Origin of the sequence: Blautia sp. MSK.20.85, from assembly GCF_013317245.1 — a bacterium.
GTDB lineage: Bacteria > Bacillota > Clostridia > Lachnospirales > Lachnospiraceae > Blautia_A.
The window spans coordinates 58,419-74,820 of the sequence record NZ_JAAIUN010000014.1 but is presented as its reverse complement, the minus strand read 5'-3'; the positions used below and the strand labels follow the sequence as shown (position 1 = coordinate 74,820).

16 protein-coding genes and 1 pseudogene are annotated in these 16,402 nt (G+C 42.8%); 16 read left to right on the top strand and 1 reads right to left on the bottom strand.

Annotated features, from left to right (window positions below):
* Positions 1-571 precede the first annotated feature (571 nt).
* The 7 genes and pseudogenes from G5B12_RS09695 (at position 572) to G5B12_RS09665 (ending at position 7,416) form a co-directional block, all read left to right on the top strand.
* On the top strand, positions 572-1,822 hold the full coding sequence (locus G5B12_RS09695; protein WP_118168520.1) for an ATP-binding protein: 1,251 nt from the start codon (positions 572-574) through the stop codon (positions 1,820-1,822).
* 153 nt (positions 1,823-1,975) lie between these two features.
* A pseudogene (locus G5B12_RS09690) lies at positions 1,976-3,097 on the top strand (McrC family protein); the annotation flags it as partial.
* The gene (locus G5B12_RS09685) at positions 3,090-4,292 is read left to right on the top strand and encodes a DnaB-like helicase C-terminal domain-containing protein (RefSeq protein ID WP_118168515.1); all 1,203 of its coding nucleotides are present in this window, start codon (positions 3,090-3,092) and stop codon (positions 4,290-4,292) included. The pseudogene G5B12_RS09690 and the gene G5B12_RS09685, both read left to right, overlap by 8 nt.
* A 39-nt stretch (positions 4,293-4,331) precedes the next feature.
* On the top strand, positions 4,332-5,426 hold the full coding sequence (locus tag G5B12_RS09680) for a hypothetical protein (protein WP_174088121.1): 1,095 nt from the start codon (positions 4,332-4,334) through the stop codon (positions 5,424-5,426).
* A gap of 117 nt (positions 5,427-5,543) precedes the next feature.
* Complete coding sequence (gene codB, locus G5B12_RS09675; RefSeq protein WP_174088120.1) at positions 5,544-6,785, top strand: cytosine permease; 1,242 nt, start codon at positions 5,544-5,546, stop codon at positions 6,783-6,785.
* 138 nt (positions 6,786-6,923) lie between these two features.
* On the top strand, positions 6,924-7,232 hold the full coding sequence (locus tag G5B12_RS09670; protein WP_174088119.1) for a hypothetical protein: 309 nt from the start codon (positions 6,924-6,926) through the stop codon (positions 7,230-7,232).
* Entirely contained in the window at positions 7,219-7,416 is a 198-nt protein-coding gene (locus tag G5B12_RS09665; RefSeq protein WP_174088118.1) for a hypothetical protein, read from the top strand. Before G5B12_RS09670 ends, G5B12_RS09665 begins: the two co-directional genes overlap by 14 nt.
* Positions 7,417-7,497: 81 nt before the next feature.
* Here G5B12_RS09665 and G5B12_RS09660 read toward each other — a convergent pair whose 3' ends face one another.
* Positions 7,498-10,320: an HD domain-containing phosphohydrolase gene (locus tag G5B12_RS09660; protein ID WP_174088117.1), complete on the bottom strand. Its 2,823-nt coding sequence runs from the start codon at positions 10,318-10,320 to the stop codon at positions 7,498-7,500.
* Between the two features lie 405 nt (positions 10,321-10,725).
* Here G5B12_RS09660 and G5B12_RS17515 point away from each other — a divergent pair, with 405 nt between their 5' ends.
* The 9 genes from G5B12_RS17515 (at position 10,726) to G5B12_RS09615 (ending at position 16,399) form a co-directional block, all read left to right on the top strand.
* A complete protein-coding gene (locus G5B12_RS17515) occupies positions 10,726-11,913 on the top strand; it encodes a sensor histidine kinase (protein ID WP_174088116.1) in 1,188 nt (395 codons plus the stop codon).
* Complete coding sequence (locus G5B12_RS09650) at positions 11,855-12,289, top strand: response regulator (protein ID WP_174088115.1); 435 nt, start codon at positions 11,855-11,857, stop codon at positions 12,287-12,289. The genes G5B12_RS17515 and G5B12_RS09650 overlap by 59 nt, the downstream gene beginning before the upstream one ends.
* Positions 12,286-12,990 carry a cobalamin B12-binding domain-containing protein gene (locus G5B12_RS09645; RefSeq protein ID WP_174088114.1) on the top strand — a complete coding sequence of 235 codons (705 nt, stop codon included), beginning with the start codon at positions 12,286-12,288 and terminating at the stop codon, positions 12,988-12,990. Before G5B12_RS09650 ends, G5B12_RS09645 begins: the two co-directional genes overlap by 4 nt.
* Positions 12,991-13,008: 18 nt before the next feature.
* Positions 13,009-13,803, top strand: coding sequence for a response regulator (locus G5B12_RS18060; protein ID WP_330597680.1), 795 nt, complete (start codon positions 13,009-13,011; stop codon positions 13,801-13,803).
* A 220-nt stretch (positions 13,804-14,023) separates the two neighbouring features.
* Positions 14,024-14,365, top strand: coding sequence for an arsenate reductase family protein (locus G5B12_RS09635; protein ID WP_021976587.1), 342 nt, complete (start codon positions 14,024-14,026; stop codon positions 14,363-14,365).
* A 60-nt stretch (positions 14,366-14,425) separates the two neighbouring features.
* Positions 14,426-14,647, top strand: coding sequence for a hypothetical protein (locus G5B12_RS09630; RefSeq protein ID WP_021976586.1), 222 nt, complete (start codon positions 14,426-14,428; stop codon positions 14,645-14,647).
* A gap of 119 nt (positions 14,648-14,766) precedes the next feature.
* On the top strand, positions 14,767-15,288 hold the full coding sequence (locus G5B12_RS09625) for an O-acetyl-ADP-ribose deacetylase (RefSeq protein ID WP_334292218.1): 522 nt from the start codon (positions 14,767-14,769) through the stop codon (positions 15,286-15,288).
* 3 nt (positions 15,289-15,291) lie between these two features.
* Positions 15,292-15,504 carry a hypothetical protein gene (locus G5B12_RS09620; protein ID WP_021976584.1) on the top strand — a complete coding sequence of 71 codons (213 nt, stop codon included), beginning with the start codon at positions 15,292-15,294 and terminating at the stop codon, positions 15,502-15,504.
* A gap of 172 nt (positions 15,505-15,676) precedes the next feature.
* Positions 15,677-16,399: an AzlC family ABC transporter permease gene (locus tag G5B12_RS09615; RefSeq protein WP_021976583.1), complete on the top strand. Its 723-nt coding sequence runs from the start codon at positions 15,677-15,679 to the stop codon at positions 16,397-16,399.
* Positions 16,400-16,402: the final 3 nt, after the last annotated feature.

Sequence of the window (16,402 nt, the reverse complement as noted above, 5' to 3'; positions counted from 1 at the left end):
CAGGAAGTGAAGAATAAATGGCAACAGCAATTATGAAACAAAAAGAAGTTCCGGAGATGGCACAGCTGCTGGGAACAACCAGAAGCTCAGTATATGCAATTCTTGATAATCCAAAGTATGCGTTATATTATTTATAGACAAGAAAATATCTTGTGCTTTCGATAGGAAGTTTAATTGAATACTGTTTACCATGATCGAACGTACGAAGCATGGTGGTCATATAACAGATGTCGATGGTAATATCAAGGCATTCCCCGATTATTAGCTGGAGCAAACAAACAGCTAACTTTCAGAGCTTTACAGAGCTTGACAGAGAGTGACAATAGGTTGGAGCTCTCCTAAGCGAGGGGTCGGAGGTTCAAATCCTCTCGGGGACGTCTGACAGCGGTCCATGGTTCGCAGATTGTGCGGATCGTGGGCTGCTTTTTATTGGATTTATGTTTTCTTAGGGTTATGTGCAGATAAATCAATCGAAAACGGCCAAAAAAACAATCGCAAAAAAATACGATTGTTTTTTTGACCGTTTTTGCATATAATAATATAACAAAAAAATGGAAAGGATGGAAAGAGTATGCAGGAAACAAGAACGATAGAGTTTAAAGAAACGATTACAAATACTTTTTTAAAAACAGTGAGTGCCTTTTCAAATTACAATGGGGGAAAGATTTTCTTTGGAATTGATGACAGCGGGAAGGTAAAGGGACTGGCAGATGTAAAACAAGCATGTCTGGATATTGAAAATAAGATCAATGACAGCATTTCACCTCAGCCGGATTATACACTTGAAGCACAAAAAGATCATACAATAATACTTTCTGTTAAAAGTGGTGCATATAAGCCATATTTGTATAAGTCAAAAGCATATAAGAGAAATGATACAGCAACGATAGAAGTAGATGCACTGGAATTATCAAGACTTATTCTGGAAGGAAAAAATATACGCTTTGAGGAACTTCCATGTAAAGAGCAGAATTTGTCATTTGAAGTTTTAAATCATAAGCTGGAAGAGTGTGTTCATATCGAAAGATTTAATCAGGATACTTTAAGAACCTTGAATTTATATAATAATGATAATGGTTATAACAACGCTGCGGGGCTTCTGGCAGATAAAAATCAATTTCCGGGAATTGATATCATGAAGTTTGGTGAAAACATCAGCATTATTCAAAAGAGAGCAACTTTTGAAAATGTATCAGTTTTGGAAGAATATGATAAGACAATAGATGTATTCAGAGATTATTATCAATATGAGATAATAGAAGGCACTGACAGAAAAAAAATGGAAAAAATACCCGAGGCTGCATTCAGAGAAGCGATTGCAAATGCTTTGATCCACAGAGCGTGGGATGTGGAAGCGAGAATCAGAGTTTTGATGTTTGATGACAGAATAGAAATTGTTTCTCCCGGAGGTTTGCCATCTGGAATAACAGAAGATGAATATTTAGCTGGTAAATTGTCTGTTTTAAGAAACAGAATTCTTGCAAATGTGTTTTACAGATTAGGGTTTGTTGAGATATTTGGAACGGGAATTACAAGAATTAAACAACTTTATGAAACGGGACTGAAAAAACCAGATTTTGAAATCTCAGAGAACACTATTAAAATAGTACTTCCAGTTTTGGAAAAAGATTTAAATTTAACAGACGACGAAAGACTGATATATAAAAACTTAAGTAAAACAATGTTGAAGCCAATCAGTGAAATTGTATCACATGTCCCTTTTGGAAAATCAAAGACAACGGATATATTGAAAAGTATGATAAAAAAAGGTGCTGTAAAAGTTGAAGGAAGAGGTCGAGGAACGAAGTATATATTAAAATAGATGAAAAGCAATAGTCCCCTGCGGAGCTGCGACAGGCAGTGCGCAGGGGATTTGTTTTATTTGGTGACGGGAAGTTTTTCAAATGCATCAACCGGAAGAAGGTAGCGCATGGTGCAGTTTCCTTTGTAGGCTGGGGAGTTTGGGTATGTAGGAGAGCTGGAACTGAAAAGCGGACTGCGGCTTCAGATTCTGCCAAAGATTTATTTTGGCGGCAGTGAGGATCGGACGAAACAGATCTATCTGGAGATGCTTAAGAGCACCTACAGGTTAACGGAAAAAGCGATGAACCAGATTTCTCTTGGAATGGGGGATATGGAACTGTTTGAGGCTTATATCCGGATGTATCTTGATGAGGCACAGATGCTGGTGAAACGGGGACTTCGTTCTGCATATGAAGAAAAAACGGATAACCTCAGATGCTTTCGCGGAAAGCTCCAGGTGTCAGGCCATATCCGTCGAAATATCGCACATAAAGAGAGATTCTATGTGACGTATGAGGAATTTACAAAGAACCGGACAGAGAACCGACTGATAAAAACTACGTTAAAGAAACTGCAGAAAGTTACCACAGATGGGAAGAATAAACAGGATGCAAGAGAACTTCTTCTGTTTTTTGACGGGATACAGGAATCCGTGGATTACCGCCAGGATTTTGCACAGATAAGGATCGACCGGAATTCCAGAGAATATGAGAAGATCATGAAGTGGACAGAAGTGATCTTACAGGGAAACAGCTTCCTCAATTTTTCAGATGGGATCAAGAGCAGATCCATATTATTTGCCATGGACGAAGTTTTTGAGAATTATGTGGCATGTCAGATAAAAAAATATTTCAGAGAAAACTGGGAGGTATCTTCCCAGGATAAAAATTATTATCTGTTTGAAAAACCACGGGATTTTCAGCTGAGACCGGATATTGTAATGAAAAAAGGGGAAGGAAACAGAACTGTTATCCTTGATACAAAATGGAAAAGCCTTCCTGATATGAAAAACGAAGGATGGAGTGCCTTCAATAAAAAAGCCAGAAATGATATTTATCAGATGGTTACATATGCAAGCCGTTATGAGGCAGAGGAGATCTGGCTTCTCTATCCGAAAGCAAAGTATTCATACCAGTATGAAGGAATCAGGGACCGTTTTGAAACAAAAATTTATGGTCATACACTGGTGATCCATCTGTTTTTTATTGATCTGGAAAATATGGAAGAGTCTATGAAACGTTTATCTCAGGGACTTGAAGACAAAATGGCCGGGGAGGTGAAGAAGTATGAGTGAACAGGCATCCGGAAATTTTATTTCTGTTTCAGAGAGACTGAAACGGTTTAAACCGGCCAGTGGAAGAAGAACTGTAAAGCATTATCCTACCGGGATCAAAAAGCTGGATCAGATGCTTGGCGGCGGACTTTATGCAGGACTTACTTTTCTCGGCGCAAGACCAGGAATGGGAAAGAGTACCTTTGCGCTGCAGATCGCTTCAGAAATTGCGGCAGCCGGTTCGCCGGTACTGTTTTACTCCCTGGAGATGCCATCTGTCCGTATGGAGGCAAAAATATTAAACCGTGCCATTCATATGCGGTATCCGAACAGCTCCCTGACCGCGGACTGGTTTCTCAGAGAAGAAAACAATACAGGGAAACAGAAAGACTGGAAACTGGTAGAAAAGGTGGGAAAAGAGATCAGCGGCAGTTTTGACAAGATGTACATAAAAGAGCGTAAAAAGCTTTCTGTTTCGGGCCGGGATATCGTTCAGGATGTGGAAATGTTCATGAACGAAAAGAAAGAAAAACCGGTGGTTTTTGTAGATTACCTGCAGATCCTTTCTTCCTGCACAGGAAACAGAAACGCTACAGAGCGGCAGAAAAATGATGAAAATATCAATGAGCTCAGCGGCCTTTCCAACAAGTATGACCTAGCGGTTTTTGTGATCAGTTCCCTGAACAGAGAGTCTTACCGGGAGGAACAGAGATCTCTGAGAATGGATTCTTTTAAGGAGACGGGAGGAATCGAGTACTCTGCAAGCGTGATCCTGGGACTTCAGCCAAGAAATATCCGACAGCCTAAATTTAATTATGAACAGGAAATGTCGAAAGAGATCCGGGAGCAGGAGATTGTTTTTCTGAAACAGAGATATGGTATATCCGGGATGAAGGCGAATGTGAGTGTGGATTTCCATGCTGCGAAGGACCTTTACACAGAAAAAGGAGCATTCGGGAAAAAATCAGCTCAAAATGTTTCACGTGAAACAAAAACGGATAAGAAAAATACGGAGAATGCAAATGCTTTACCGAAAAAGAGCGGGAGTGCTTCAGAAAACACAACATTGCAGGATGTAAAAGCCAATGCAGATTCACTGAAAAATACAGAAACACAAGCCCTGGAAGCAGAACGCCCACAAACTCAAAATGCAAATCTGGAATATCCGGATGATCCGAGAGCACGTCTGGAGGAAGAATTTCGAAGTCTTTTGTAATATTCCGGGAACCGCAACAGAAGAGAGGAAAGAATAACCATGAAAATACCTGATAATATTTACATGAACATATGCAAAGTATTTCAGGAACTATATAAAAATAAATTTGTACCGAATGAACTGAATATCGCCGAGGTAGGCAGCCGCGGAAAAAATATGACATGCAGATACCGCATTACCGTTCCGGAAGAAATGGAGAGCGTGACATTTTCCTACTATGACGCGGTTGTTTATGATGCGGTCTACACCCTGTACAGAGCAAACTGTTCCAAATTTGCGCTGACAGATTTACTCCGGGTAATGTCCGGAGACGAGAAGGTACGTTTTTACAGCACAAAAGGCAGGATACAGAAAAGAGAGCAGAGGCTTCGGGATTCCCTGGAAAAACTTCGGAATACTACCATCGCCATTGACTACAGTGAAGAGGTACAGATGCGGGAGCTGAAAGATGACAAAGGGAAGCCACTGGAAGGTTTTGTGGCAGATTATCTGCTTCCTGTAGCAGTGGAAAAAAACGGAAAAGCATACTGGTTTCTGGAAGGCAGAGAGCTCCCGGTCTATAAATATGCAGAAGATATCGGGCAGATGATCAGCGTGTCCCGGGAACTGCTTGATCCTGCAGCGCTCCTTAAAACAATATTTCCGGATCAGGAATTTCAGAACAGTGAAGAAGGAAAAAAACTTCTGGAGAATGTAAAGTTTTCAAGTACAGATGAGATGATACTCCTGAAAAGGATCCTGATCCAGCGTCTTGAGATCATGAGAAATTCCAGAAACAATGCAGACGGCCGGCGAATTCGCTACTATGCCATGAAAGCAGATGAGGGAATCCTGCCCATGGCAGATATCCGCAGAGAAAATTTTGAGCAGGATATCCGGTTTGTCAGCGACAGGGGAAAAGTACGGTTCGAGAGCCGGGGCTGGAAGAATAAAGTACATGCGGTAAACAAAAAACTGTGCGCGATCCTGGATATCTACAAAAAATGCGGTTATGTGACAGAATACGAGCTTTTACGAAATGAACCGAGATCTCTGGTGAGAGGGTTGGAGATCCTGGGAGAGATCAAAAAGGTTGAAATCAGAAAAAACCGGGAAACGGAAACATCTGCGGAAAAAACTGCAGAACAGAAATGATTTGTGATATAATCTCCACAGCAAACAAAAGAAAGGAGAAGGGAAAGGGCGGAGTGTGTAAGGGAAAACACTCCGGAGAGTAACTGACAACAGTATAAGATAAACGAAGGAGAAAAAATGAGCGAAAAAACAAAACCCCAGGTAACTGCGGCAGATGACGATTATTCCATGGAAGCAGTGCCGGAAAGTGCGAGAAAAGGGTTCCGCAGCATGTTTTTTGTAATGCTGGGATTTACTTTCTTTTCCGCAAGTATGAGTGTCGGCGCGAAACTTGGAAACGGACTGGATCTGAACGGGTTTGCGGCAGCCTGCGTCATTGGTGGCGTGATCCTGTCCGCATACTGCGGAATTCTCGCGTATATCGGCTCTGATACAGGAATGAGCATGGATCTTCTGTGCAGAAGAGCTTTTGGAAAAAAAGGTTCTTATCTTTCCTCACTGGTACTTGGCCTCACACAGATCGGATGGTTTGGTGTCGGTGTTGCCATGTTTTCCATTCCAACTGCAGAATTACTGGGAATCAATAAATGGGTTCTGACGATCGTGGCAGGTCTTCTGATGACCATTACCGCAGCAACAGGAATGAAAGCGCTGGAGATTGTAAGTACGATTTCCGTACCGCTGATTGTGATCTTGGGGGTATATTCCATGGTAACAGCGGCAGCAGACGGCGGTGGCCTGGCGGCAGTATTTAATCAGTCTGCAGGATCAATTACTTTATTTACCGGTGTGGGATATGTAATCGGGTCTTTTATTTCCGGTGGTACGGCAACCCCGAATTTTATCCGTTTTGCGAAGAATAATAAAGTTGCCGTATGGACAACCGTGATCGCATTTTTCCTTGGAAATACCCTGATGTTCTGTTTCGGAGCTATCGGCGGCGCGTTTACAGGAAAAGATGATATCTTTTATGTTATGATTGCACAGGGCCTTGCGATTCCGGCAATTATCGTGCTGGGAGCCAATATCTGGACAACCAACAACAATGCACTGTACACCGGCGGTCTTGCAATCTCGAACATCACCAATGCAAGAATGAAGATCGCTACCTGTATTTCCGGTGTGATCGGTACAGCACTTGCGATCTGGTTATACTATAACTTCACAGGATGGCTGAATATCCTCAACTGTGCCCTGCCGCCCATCGGCATCACAGTGATCCTGGATTTCTTCCTTCGCCGTGACAAATACAGAGAAAAAAATGTACCGCTGCAGACAGCCAACTGGTTTAATCTGGCAGGTGTTGTGGCGGGTGCGGTAGCTGCCAACCTGATCCATGCAGGAATTGCGGCAGTAAATGCCATGGTAGTGGCAGCAGTGTTCTATCTGATCGGATTTGCGGTAACAAAACAGAAATAATCCTCAAAAACAGGCGAATGTATCTTTTTGAAAACATCTATTGAAATGTAAACATGCACTATAGTAACAACGTAGATACTATAGTGCATGTTTTTTTGCTGCTCTGCATTCAACGCAGAGCAGCAGTCAGGAGCAGAAATGCAGAAAATAAAATACGATAAAGTACGACAATTGGATAAAATCGTATTCCTTGCGCTGGGGCTTATTCTGGTAGCTTTGGTTATTCAGATGGCGATTCTGAACTGGATCAATAACAGGAATATATCGAAAATGTCAGAGGTATTGCTGGATCGTGTAGTCAACGTGATTGAGAAGAATGAACAAGACGAGAAGGATATGATAGCTTCTCTGAAAGAGGACTATATTGTGCGTGCCAAGGCAGTGGCCTATATTATCAATGCGAATCCGGAAGCAGATGGAATATTTCAAACCAATGCTGGAAGATAAAACTCTTACCATGTGTCAGGATGTCACGCCGAATACCTCCGAGGGAAAAAAGATCATGTATGCCATTACCTGGGATGAAACCGGTACCCGTATGATCCAGGTTGGGATTGAACCGGTGCGGCTTCTGAATGAGGTGAAGCAGACATTCGAATGTATGAAGCAAAAGAAAAATATTATAGCGTAGAAGGCAGAGACAGAAGAAAATAAAAATACCGGCAGGTGAATGAGTACATAAAAAACTCATTTATCTGCCGGTATTTTGTTATTAAGGCTGTTTTTCGTCGATCATGGAGAGATATTCATAAATCGGATGAAAATCGCGGTCGCTGCACTGGCGGTAATATTGCAGGAAGATCCTTTCCATGATATTGGGAATCTGTGTTTCAATCGGCTCGAACAATATGATCAGATATTGCATGGAACTGTAGCGGGTACAGATATCCACGCGGCGGATTTTTTCACAGATGGCCTGCTCCATGCATTTCAGAGCGTGCTCAATGGCTTCGATGTTAGGCAAGGTATCAATGACTGTCTCCATGGTAACCATGACGAGGTAACAGCGGCAGTTACTGCGGTTGACAAGCTGGCTCATGTATTCATAATGGCGGGCAAAATCACGGTAATTCAGATCAAGTGCACCACGGTAGCTGCCACTTTCACGGAGAGAGTTCGCGATCAGCTTCAGATCTTTTCCAACGCTTGAGCTGGAAAGATCTCTGCGGTCCATCTGCTGATAGAAGAAAAACTGATTTTTACCATTTTGTTTTACGTAGTACAGTGTCTTATCTGCCTTTAGGTAGCAGCTTTCGAAGGAGTCCTCACAGGTGCACATGCAAAGGCCGGCAGAAAGTGTTGCGCACTGGATTTCCACATCGTTTTCGATAATGGAATGAAATTCCTGAAAAAGTTTGTGCATCTGTTCTGCAACTGTTTCATGAGAAACATCCGGCATGAAAATGAGAAATTCATCTCCGCCAAGACGGCTGGCAATGCCATGTCCTGTGTACTTGGCGAGCATATTGCCCAGAAGTTTCAGTGCCCGGTCTCCGGCGGTGTGGCCATAAATGTCATTGATCCGTTTGAGATTATCCATATCAAGGAAGATCAGGCAACCATTATGTTCCTGCATAAGTTCCGCAGCGAGACGTTCACCGAGGCTCCGCATGGGAAGCCCTGTGAGAAAATCGTAATTCTTGGTATCGGCCTGTGCCTTGATAGTAGTTACTACATCAGAGATGAACTTGCTGACGGTAAGCTGCATATCAGGAAAATTGTAGGAATCCGTATCTTCTGAATCGGAATCCCATTTTGGCAGCCGGTTTTCATCCATCAGTTTCAGGAATATATCGGTGATTTCAGGATCAAACTGAAGACCGCGGTTTTTGCGGATCTCTTCGTAAATGACATCACGGGAAAGTGCACTGCGGTAAATACGCCGGGAACTCATAGCGTCATAGCTGTCAGCCATGGCAACGATCCGTGCGTGAACAGGAATCTCTTTTCCGGCAAGTCCATCAGGATATCCATTGCCATCGTAACGTTCGTGATGGCCGCGGGTAACTTCGAGAACATGGGGAAGAAGAGTAACGTCTTTCAGGATCTCAGCACCAATAACAGGGTGCTTCTTAATAAGGCTGTATTCGTCATCTGTAAGCCGGGATGGTTTATTCAGGATTGAATCCGGAATACCGATCTTGCCGATATCATGTAAAAGTGCAGAATGTTTCAGTACCTGTATCTCTTCCGGTGACCAACCCAGTTCAGAGGCGATCAGTGCGGCGTATTCAGCAACCCGGTAAGAATGTCCACGGGTGTACTCATCTTTGGCTTCAATGGTTGTGGAGAGTGTCTGCATCATCTGAAGAGACATTTTTTCGGTTTGTTTTCGCCTTTTTTCAAGTTCGATCTGATGTCGCTGGATTTCTGTATCCTGGACATTTTTTAAGGTTCTTATAATGTTGACAAAAAGCAGGATCAGCATTCCGATTCCCATAAAAATTCCGGACAGGGATGTTACAAAATATACGGAGATCCCTTCAACGCAGGTACATATGATGGAGGTAAGCAGACCTAGCAGAAGAATACGGTCTGCCTTATTCTGCCCGGCCCGTATATATTGAAAAAGATGTATAAATATAAGGATAAGTGTAAATGCAAGGAGCAGCTGCCCAACGGGAAGCGTTTCCATATAATCTGCTTTTTTCGTTACAGCCAGAACAGAACAGGCTGCAAAATTGGCAAGTGCGATCCAGCCGAGACATGCGTAAGAACGGTGGTGCTGCTCTTTCTGTATGCTGTCCGCATAAAGGATGATCGGAAGCGGGCTTAACAGGATCATAACGAAACACAGAGATCCCAGGGCGGAAGCGTTGGGAACCAGGAGCTGACGCATTTTTGATTCTCCAAGCATCCATATGGCACCCATGACCATACACCATCCCAGATATTCCATATCAAATCTTTTTTTGTATACCATTCCAAGGGCAAAGCTGAACAGAATGGAAATAATCCCGGAAAACAGAATAAAAAAGGCAATACCGGTGGACAATCCATATTCAGCGAAAATGGAAAGCCAGATATCGGATTTATTTCCACAGTAAATGGTATTTACAACCCCGGAATAATTGGAAGTATATGTAGTCAGCTCAATGCGGAGCTGTTTTCCGGCATCGCTGGAAGAAACCGGACAGAATATATAACGGCTGGCAGAATTTTTGCCGGCCAGCCGGGTTTCACGTGTACTGTAACTGGTGCGGAGTTCATTATTAATATAGACGTTTACATCCTGCAGGGAAGAACGGATGGCGATGTCCGTTTCCTGGAGAGTGTCCGGAAGCTGTGAGATGAGGACCATTGTTTCACCGGCAGGAACTTTGTATTTTCCGGGAACAGTAATTTTCTCGGAAGTTCCGTCAGATTTCTGCCAGATAAAGGTACCGGAATAAATAACGGGACCGGAAGACATTTCCTGAGAACGCTCATCTGCACCAAAAAACTGCATGAAAAGGAACCAGCCCAAAATGGCGATCATCAGGATATAAAAAAGGTATCGTTTTCCTCTGTCGAGGGTAAAGGCTTTTTCTTTCATAGGATATCCTCCTTGCGTCTGGGAGTTCAAAGTATGAGGGATAGTCACCTGATTATAGCTTTATTATAACAGAAGAAGTATTATAGCGGTTGTAATATTTGAGGTTTCGTACTAAAATAGTAAATAAGGTATAAATTGCCGTATAAACGGCAGAAAATGCACTATGACATAATTAAATGCACATAAGCACCCCCTGTTTTAACCGAATCAAGTAAGTCCCCTGCTTCAATTGCGAAAAGCAATAAGCAGTGAGTGGGGATTTGCACAAAACTGCAGGACAGGGGATGTGACTGTGTTTATGAGCATGTAGCATAGCGGAATGGAATGTCCGCTTTATGAGGGATTATGGAGTGAATTATAGCTATGATATATGCGGTTTTACTATGCAATAAAGAATGGAACATCGTGAAAATAAAGCAAAACGTATCGGGGCTGTCTTTGAAACCGGGTGACTGTCTGGCGGATGTGGTGCAGGATGCAGATGAGCTTACAGAAAACGATGAGAAGCAGTATTCGCTGTTTCTGACATTCAGAGAAAACGGGATGACATTATCAACTCTTGTACGGAGCTTTCAGGAGGGGAATCTGGTCATCCTTTCTCATGTCCGGAGTGATGCGGATTTTGTAGAATTTAATAATGAATACCTGGATTTTGTGGAATGGGTGGAGAATCATCTGGAAGGCTTTTATCATAGTGAATATTTTCAGATCCAGAAACTGAATAATCAGCTGATCGATTCGCAGAGAGCTTTGATCCGAAGTAAGAGAAATCTTGAAATGGCACTGGAAGAAAATAAAAAGATAAACCGGAAAATATCCGAAGCCAGACAGGCTGCAGAACAGGCGAGCCGGTCAAAAACGCAGTTTCTGGCAAATATGAGTCATGATATCCGGACTCCGATGAATGCAATTGTTGGATTAACGAAACTTATGCAGTATAGTCTGAATGATCCGGAAACTCTGGACAGTTACATTCAGAAGTTACAGTCTTCCAGCGAGTATCTGCTTGGACTGATCAATGATATTCTGGATCTGAGCAAGATTGAGAGTGGTTCCATAGAATTAAAAAAAGAGTCTATGAATCTCAGAAAAGTGGCGGAACAGATTGCCGCGATCATTCGCCCGAATGTACTGTCCGGTGGAAAGAAGTTCAGGATTTCTGAGGAGTCTTTCTGCCATGAGCATGTGCTGGGAGATTCGATCCGTATTCGTCAGGTATTGATGAATTTATTATCAAATGCTGTGAAATATACACCGGAAGGCGGAGAGATCAGCCTGCGTGTAGAAGAATTATCCAGTGATAAAAAATATGCGAAATACAGATTTACAGTGGAAGATACCGGAATAGGAATGACAGAAGAGTTTTTGCAGCATATTTTTGAGCCTTTTGCACGAGCTGAAATGCTGGAAAGGGAGATTCAGGGGACCGGTCTTGGAATGGCGATCACGAAGAGTATTGTAGATTCCATGAGGGGAACCATAGAGGTCTATAGCACCATAGGAAAAGGCAGCCGGGAACGAAGCGGAAGACAGTATGGAAGAAACAAAAGGTTCGATCCTCAATGGCATGCATTTTCTCTGTGCGGAAGATAATGATCTGAATGCGGAAATCCTGAGGTCCATGTTGGATCTGAAGGGAGCGTCCTGTGTGATCTGCTCCAATGGCAAACAGGTTGTGGAGGCTTTTGAGGAGTCAGAACCAGATCAGTATGATGCAGTTCTGATGGATGTGCAGATGCCGGTAACGAATGGTTATGAAGCGTCCAGAAGGATCCGCACCAGCAGGAGACCTTTTGGAAAAACGATTCCGATCATAGCGATGACGGCAAATGCATTCTCGGAAGATGTGAATCGAAGCCTGAAAGCAGGAATGGATACACATGTTTCGAAGCCGATCGACCTGGAGCTTCTGGAAAAAGAACTCTGGCGTCTGAAAAAATCAAATAATTACCAGGGGGCAAACGGATGAGTTTATTATGGATGGATTACGAAGCTGAATTTGACAATCTGGTGGATACAGCCAACCAGTATGAAATGGAAGACAATCCGGAATATTTTGCAAAACTTACAAAACGTATAAAAAAGATCGTCTACAGAGATACCCGGTATAATGTGGATTTCCTGTACACGGCATATGTGCTGAAAGACGAGAAGATCATAGAAGATTATGCAGTGTGGCTGTACCAGCTGATGGCATCGGTACTTAAGGACAGAACACGTATCCAGAGTATGGAATATGTCATAAAACATCTGAACTACATAAAAAAAGCCTTGGAGCAGACAGTCAGCCAGGACAAAATATCAAACCTCCAGCATCTGATCGAATGTGCGCAGAACAGTATCCGGGCACAGGTTCCGGCAGATAACCGCGAGGAAGCGGAGAAAAAAGGGATTGATTACGCTCCGACGAAATCAGCCTATGAAAGCGACATACAGGAATATATGGAGGCTCTTTTCAGTAAAGATATGCGCCGGGCGCTTCAGCTTGTTCAGAAATTTACAGAAAGAGGAATACCTGCAACTACGATCTACGTAGAGATCCTGGCCGAGAGTATGAGGCGAGTGGGGGAATTGTGGCATACAGCAAGAATCAGCGTAGATGAAGAACATTATTGTACGTCTGTAACACAGATGGCTATGGCACAGATGTATCCGGCTATTTTTTCATAGGAAAGAAAAAACAAAACGATCCTCTGCGCCTGTCCGGGGACAGAACTTCACGAGATCGGAGCAAGAATGGTTGCGGATCTTTTTGAGAATGATGGCTGGGATGGGATTTTTCTTGGGGCAGCAGTGCCGGAGGATGCCATGCTGGAAGCAATCCGTTCAGATAAGCCGGATCTGGTAGCGCTGTCTGTGACAATGCCGCAGCATCTGCTTACCTGTGCAGAACTTGTAGAGGCGATCAGAAGAGAATTTAAAGGTACTGGTCTGGGGCTTTCGATTGTAAAACGGATCATTGAGGAAATGGGTGGAGAGATCCGCGTAGAAAGTGAGCTGGATATAGGCACAAAATTTTCCTGGGATCTGACATTTCCAATTGATAAGGCAATCAATGAAAGGGCAGAAAATATTCCAGACAGGATAGTGACTCTGAGAGGAATCCGTGTACTTGCAGCAGAAGATAACAGCCTTAATTCTGAAATCCTTAAGTTTATTCTGGAAGATATGGGAATAAATGTGAATCTTGTAGAAAACGGGGAACTGGCAGTAAAAGCATTCGAAGAATCCAGGCCGGGAGAGTATGCTATGATTCTTATGGATATCATGATGCCGGTTATGGATGGATATGAAGCAAGCCGTATCATCCGAAATATGAAACGGCCAGATGCTGCAAAGATCCCGATCATTGCGCTGACTGCCAATGCTTTTGCGGAAGATATTGTCCGATCATCGGAAGCGGGAATGGATGCTCATATTACAAAGCCGATTGATGAGAATAAATTAAAAGAGTGTATGCTGCGGCTGCTTGCAAGTCGATGAGATACCTGGAAAAATATAATGTTTCACGTGAAACATACGAAGAAGTCCGGAGAAATCCGGGCTTTTTTTTTCGAGAAAAGTGTGAAGTGAACAGGAACGATTGTGGCTATGAGTGAGCTGCAAAACGGAATAAGAATGTCCGGTTTATATATAGATGTGGTATAATGCAGGTAGTGACTGCGGAGTAAAAATCATATATCTTTGCAGAATGGGAGGTAACATGAATATACAGATTTTTGGAACAAAAAAGAACTTTGACAGTAAGAAAGCAGAGCGTTATTTCAAGGAGCGCGGAATCAAATATCAGTTTGTCGATATGAAAGAAAAAGGCCTGAGCAAAGGAGAATTTACCTCGGTGTGTCAGGCAGTGGGCGGATATGAGAAGCTGATCGATGAGAAATGTAAAGACAGGGATCTTCTGGCTCTGATCAAATATATTGCGGAGGAAGACCGTGCAGAGAAAATCCTGGAAAATCAGAAAGTTCTGAAGCTTCCGATTGTCAGAAACGGCAAACAGGCAACAGTCGGCTATGAACCGGATATCTGGAAAAACTGGAAATAAAAGATTACCGGACATTTTGCAGAAAGCAAAAATAAATAAAATCGAAAGAGAGGAATACCCATGAGTAAAATTGTAAATATCACATCAAAAGAAGATAAGGATCAGAAACTGCAGGATATTGCGAATTCACTGCAGGAACTGAAAGATGTTATGGCTGAGGTGATCGAGGCATATGAAGAAGACAATGCAGACAGTCGAAAAATGGATACGCTGACAGAAGCACTGGATGCGCTGGAGGATGCCTATGAGGCAGTCAGTGATGTGCTGCTGGAGGAATTATAAAATATAAACGTAAGGATGCAGATCACAGATGAATTCTATTGTATTCATGAGCATGTAGTGAGCATAGTGAAATATTTGTTTTGCGGCAGATTTCGGAAGGAGGAAGCGAAATGGAAACTATGATCCAGACAGTAATGGGGGATATCACAAAGGTTACAGATGTGGAAGCTATTGTTAATGCGGCAAATAACAGTCTGCTTGGCGGAGGCGGTGTAGATGGCGCGATTCACCGGGCAGCAGGTCCTGGATTACTGGAAGAGTGTCGTACTTTACATGGGTGTGAAACAGGCGAAGCGAAGATCACAGGGGCTTATGATTTGCCATGCAAGTATGTGATCCATACAGTAGGGCCAATCTGGTGGGGCGGTCTTCGGGGAGAAGCAGAGGCGTTAAAAAATGCGTATTATAATTCACTCCAGGTAGCAGTGGAGCACGGAATCAGAAGCATTGCTTTTCCATCCATTTCCACAGGGGTTTATCATTATCCGCTGGAAAAAGCAGCGTGTATTGCTGTGCAGACAGTAAAGGAATTCTGTGAAACACATCCCGGAAAGATTGAGGTTGTCCGGTTTGTATTGTTTGGGTGGCGTACATTAAAAGTATACGAAAAAGCAGTAGAGGAAATCTGGAGGGAAGTATAAAGCATGCAGTATAAAGTGCTGAAAATCGAAGAAGACATCGATTTTGGCTGCGAAGAACGCCAGCCAGGGGAAAAACTTATGTCCGTTGTTCTGCTGGAGAGAGAAGACGGATGTGAAATGAGTCTGAGACATGATGACGAGCTCTTATATGAAAGAGATATCAATGAGGGAGATCTGGTTACACTGGATGAGAACCGTGAATTGTGGAAGGCGTAGAGCTATGTAGTGAAGAGGATATTTTTATCCGCTGGATTAAAATTTCACGGCTTTTACCGAAGTGATCAGGGTGAAAACATTTGCAAAAAAAATGTTTTCAGATATTCTTGACAGCTTCAGTAGGAAAAAGTAAAGTATAACGTGGAAATTGCTGAAAGGAAATATCTGAGATATGAAGAAAAAAGCATTTAAGGCAGCCTTTCCGTATACTTTGCCTATCTGTGTGGGGTTCCTTTTTCTGGGAATGTCTTATGGTTTTATGATGCGAAGCAAGGGATTTTCCTTTGTATATCCATTATGTATGAGCTTTTTTATCTATGCGGGGTCCATGGAATTTGTTACGGCAAATCTGCTTTTGTCAGCATTTAATCCGGTGTATGCGTTCTTTCTGACACTGATGGTAAATGCAAGACATCTGTTTTACGGAATTTCCATGCTGGAGAAATATAAGAATACAGGATGGAAGAAGTTTTATCTTATTTTTGGAATGTGTGACGAGTCATTTACAGTCAACTGTACCGTAGATCCTCCGGAAGATGTGGACAGAGGATGGTTTATGTTCTTTGTAAATGCGCTGAATCAGTTTTACTGGGTGACAGGAGCTACAGCAGGAGCACTTCTGGGATATGTGATCCATTTCAATACAAAAGGTATTGATTTTGTTATGACAGCATTGTTTGTGGTAATGTTTATCAATCAGTGGGAAGAGGCAGAGAATCACAAACCGGCGCTGATCGGAGTTGGATGCTCAGTGATCTGCCTGGTGATTTTTGGAAGCGGGAATTTTATTCTTCCGGCTATGGCATCGATTATCTTATGTTTCCTGGGAATGAAACGATATCATGCGAGACAGCAAAAAGAGAGGATACAGGGATCAGAAGAATCTCCATCATAGAGA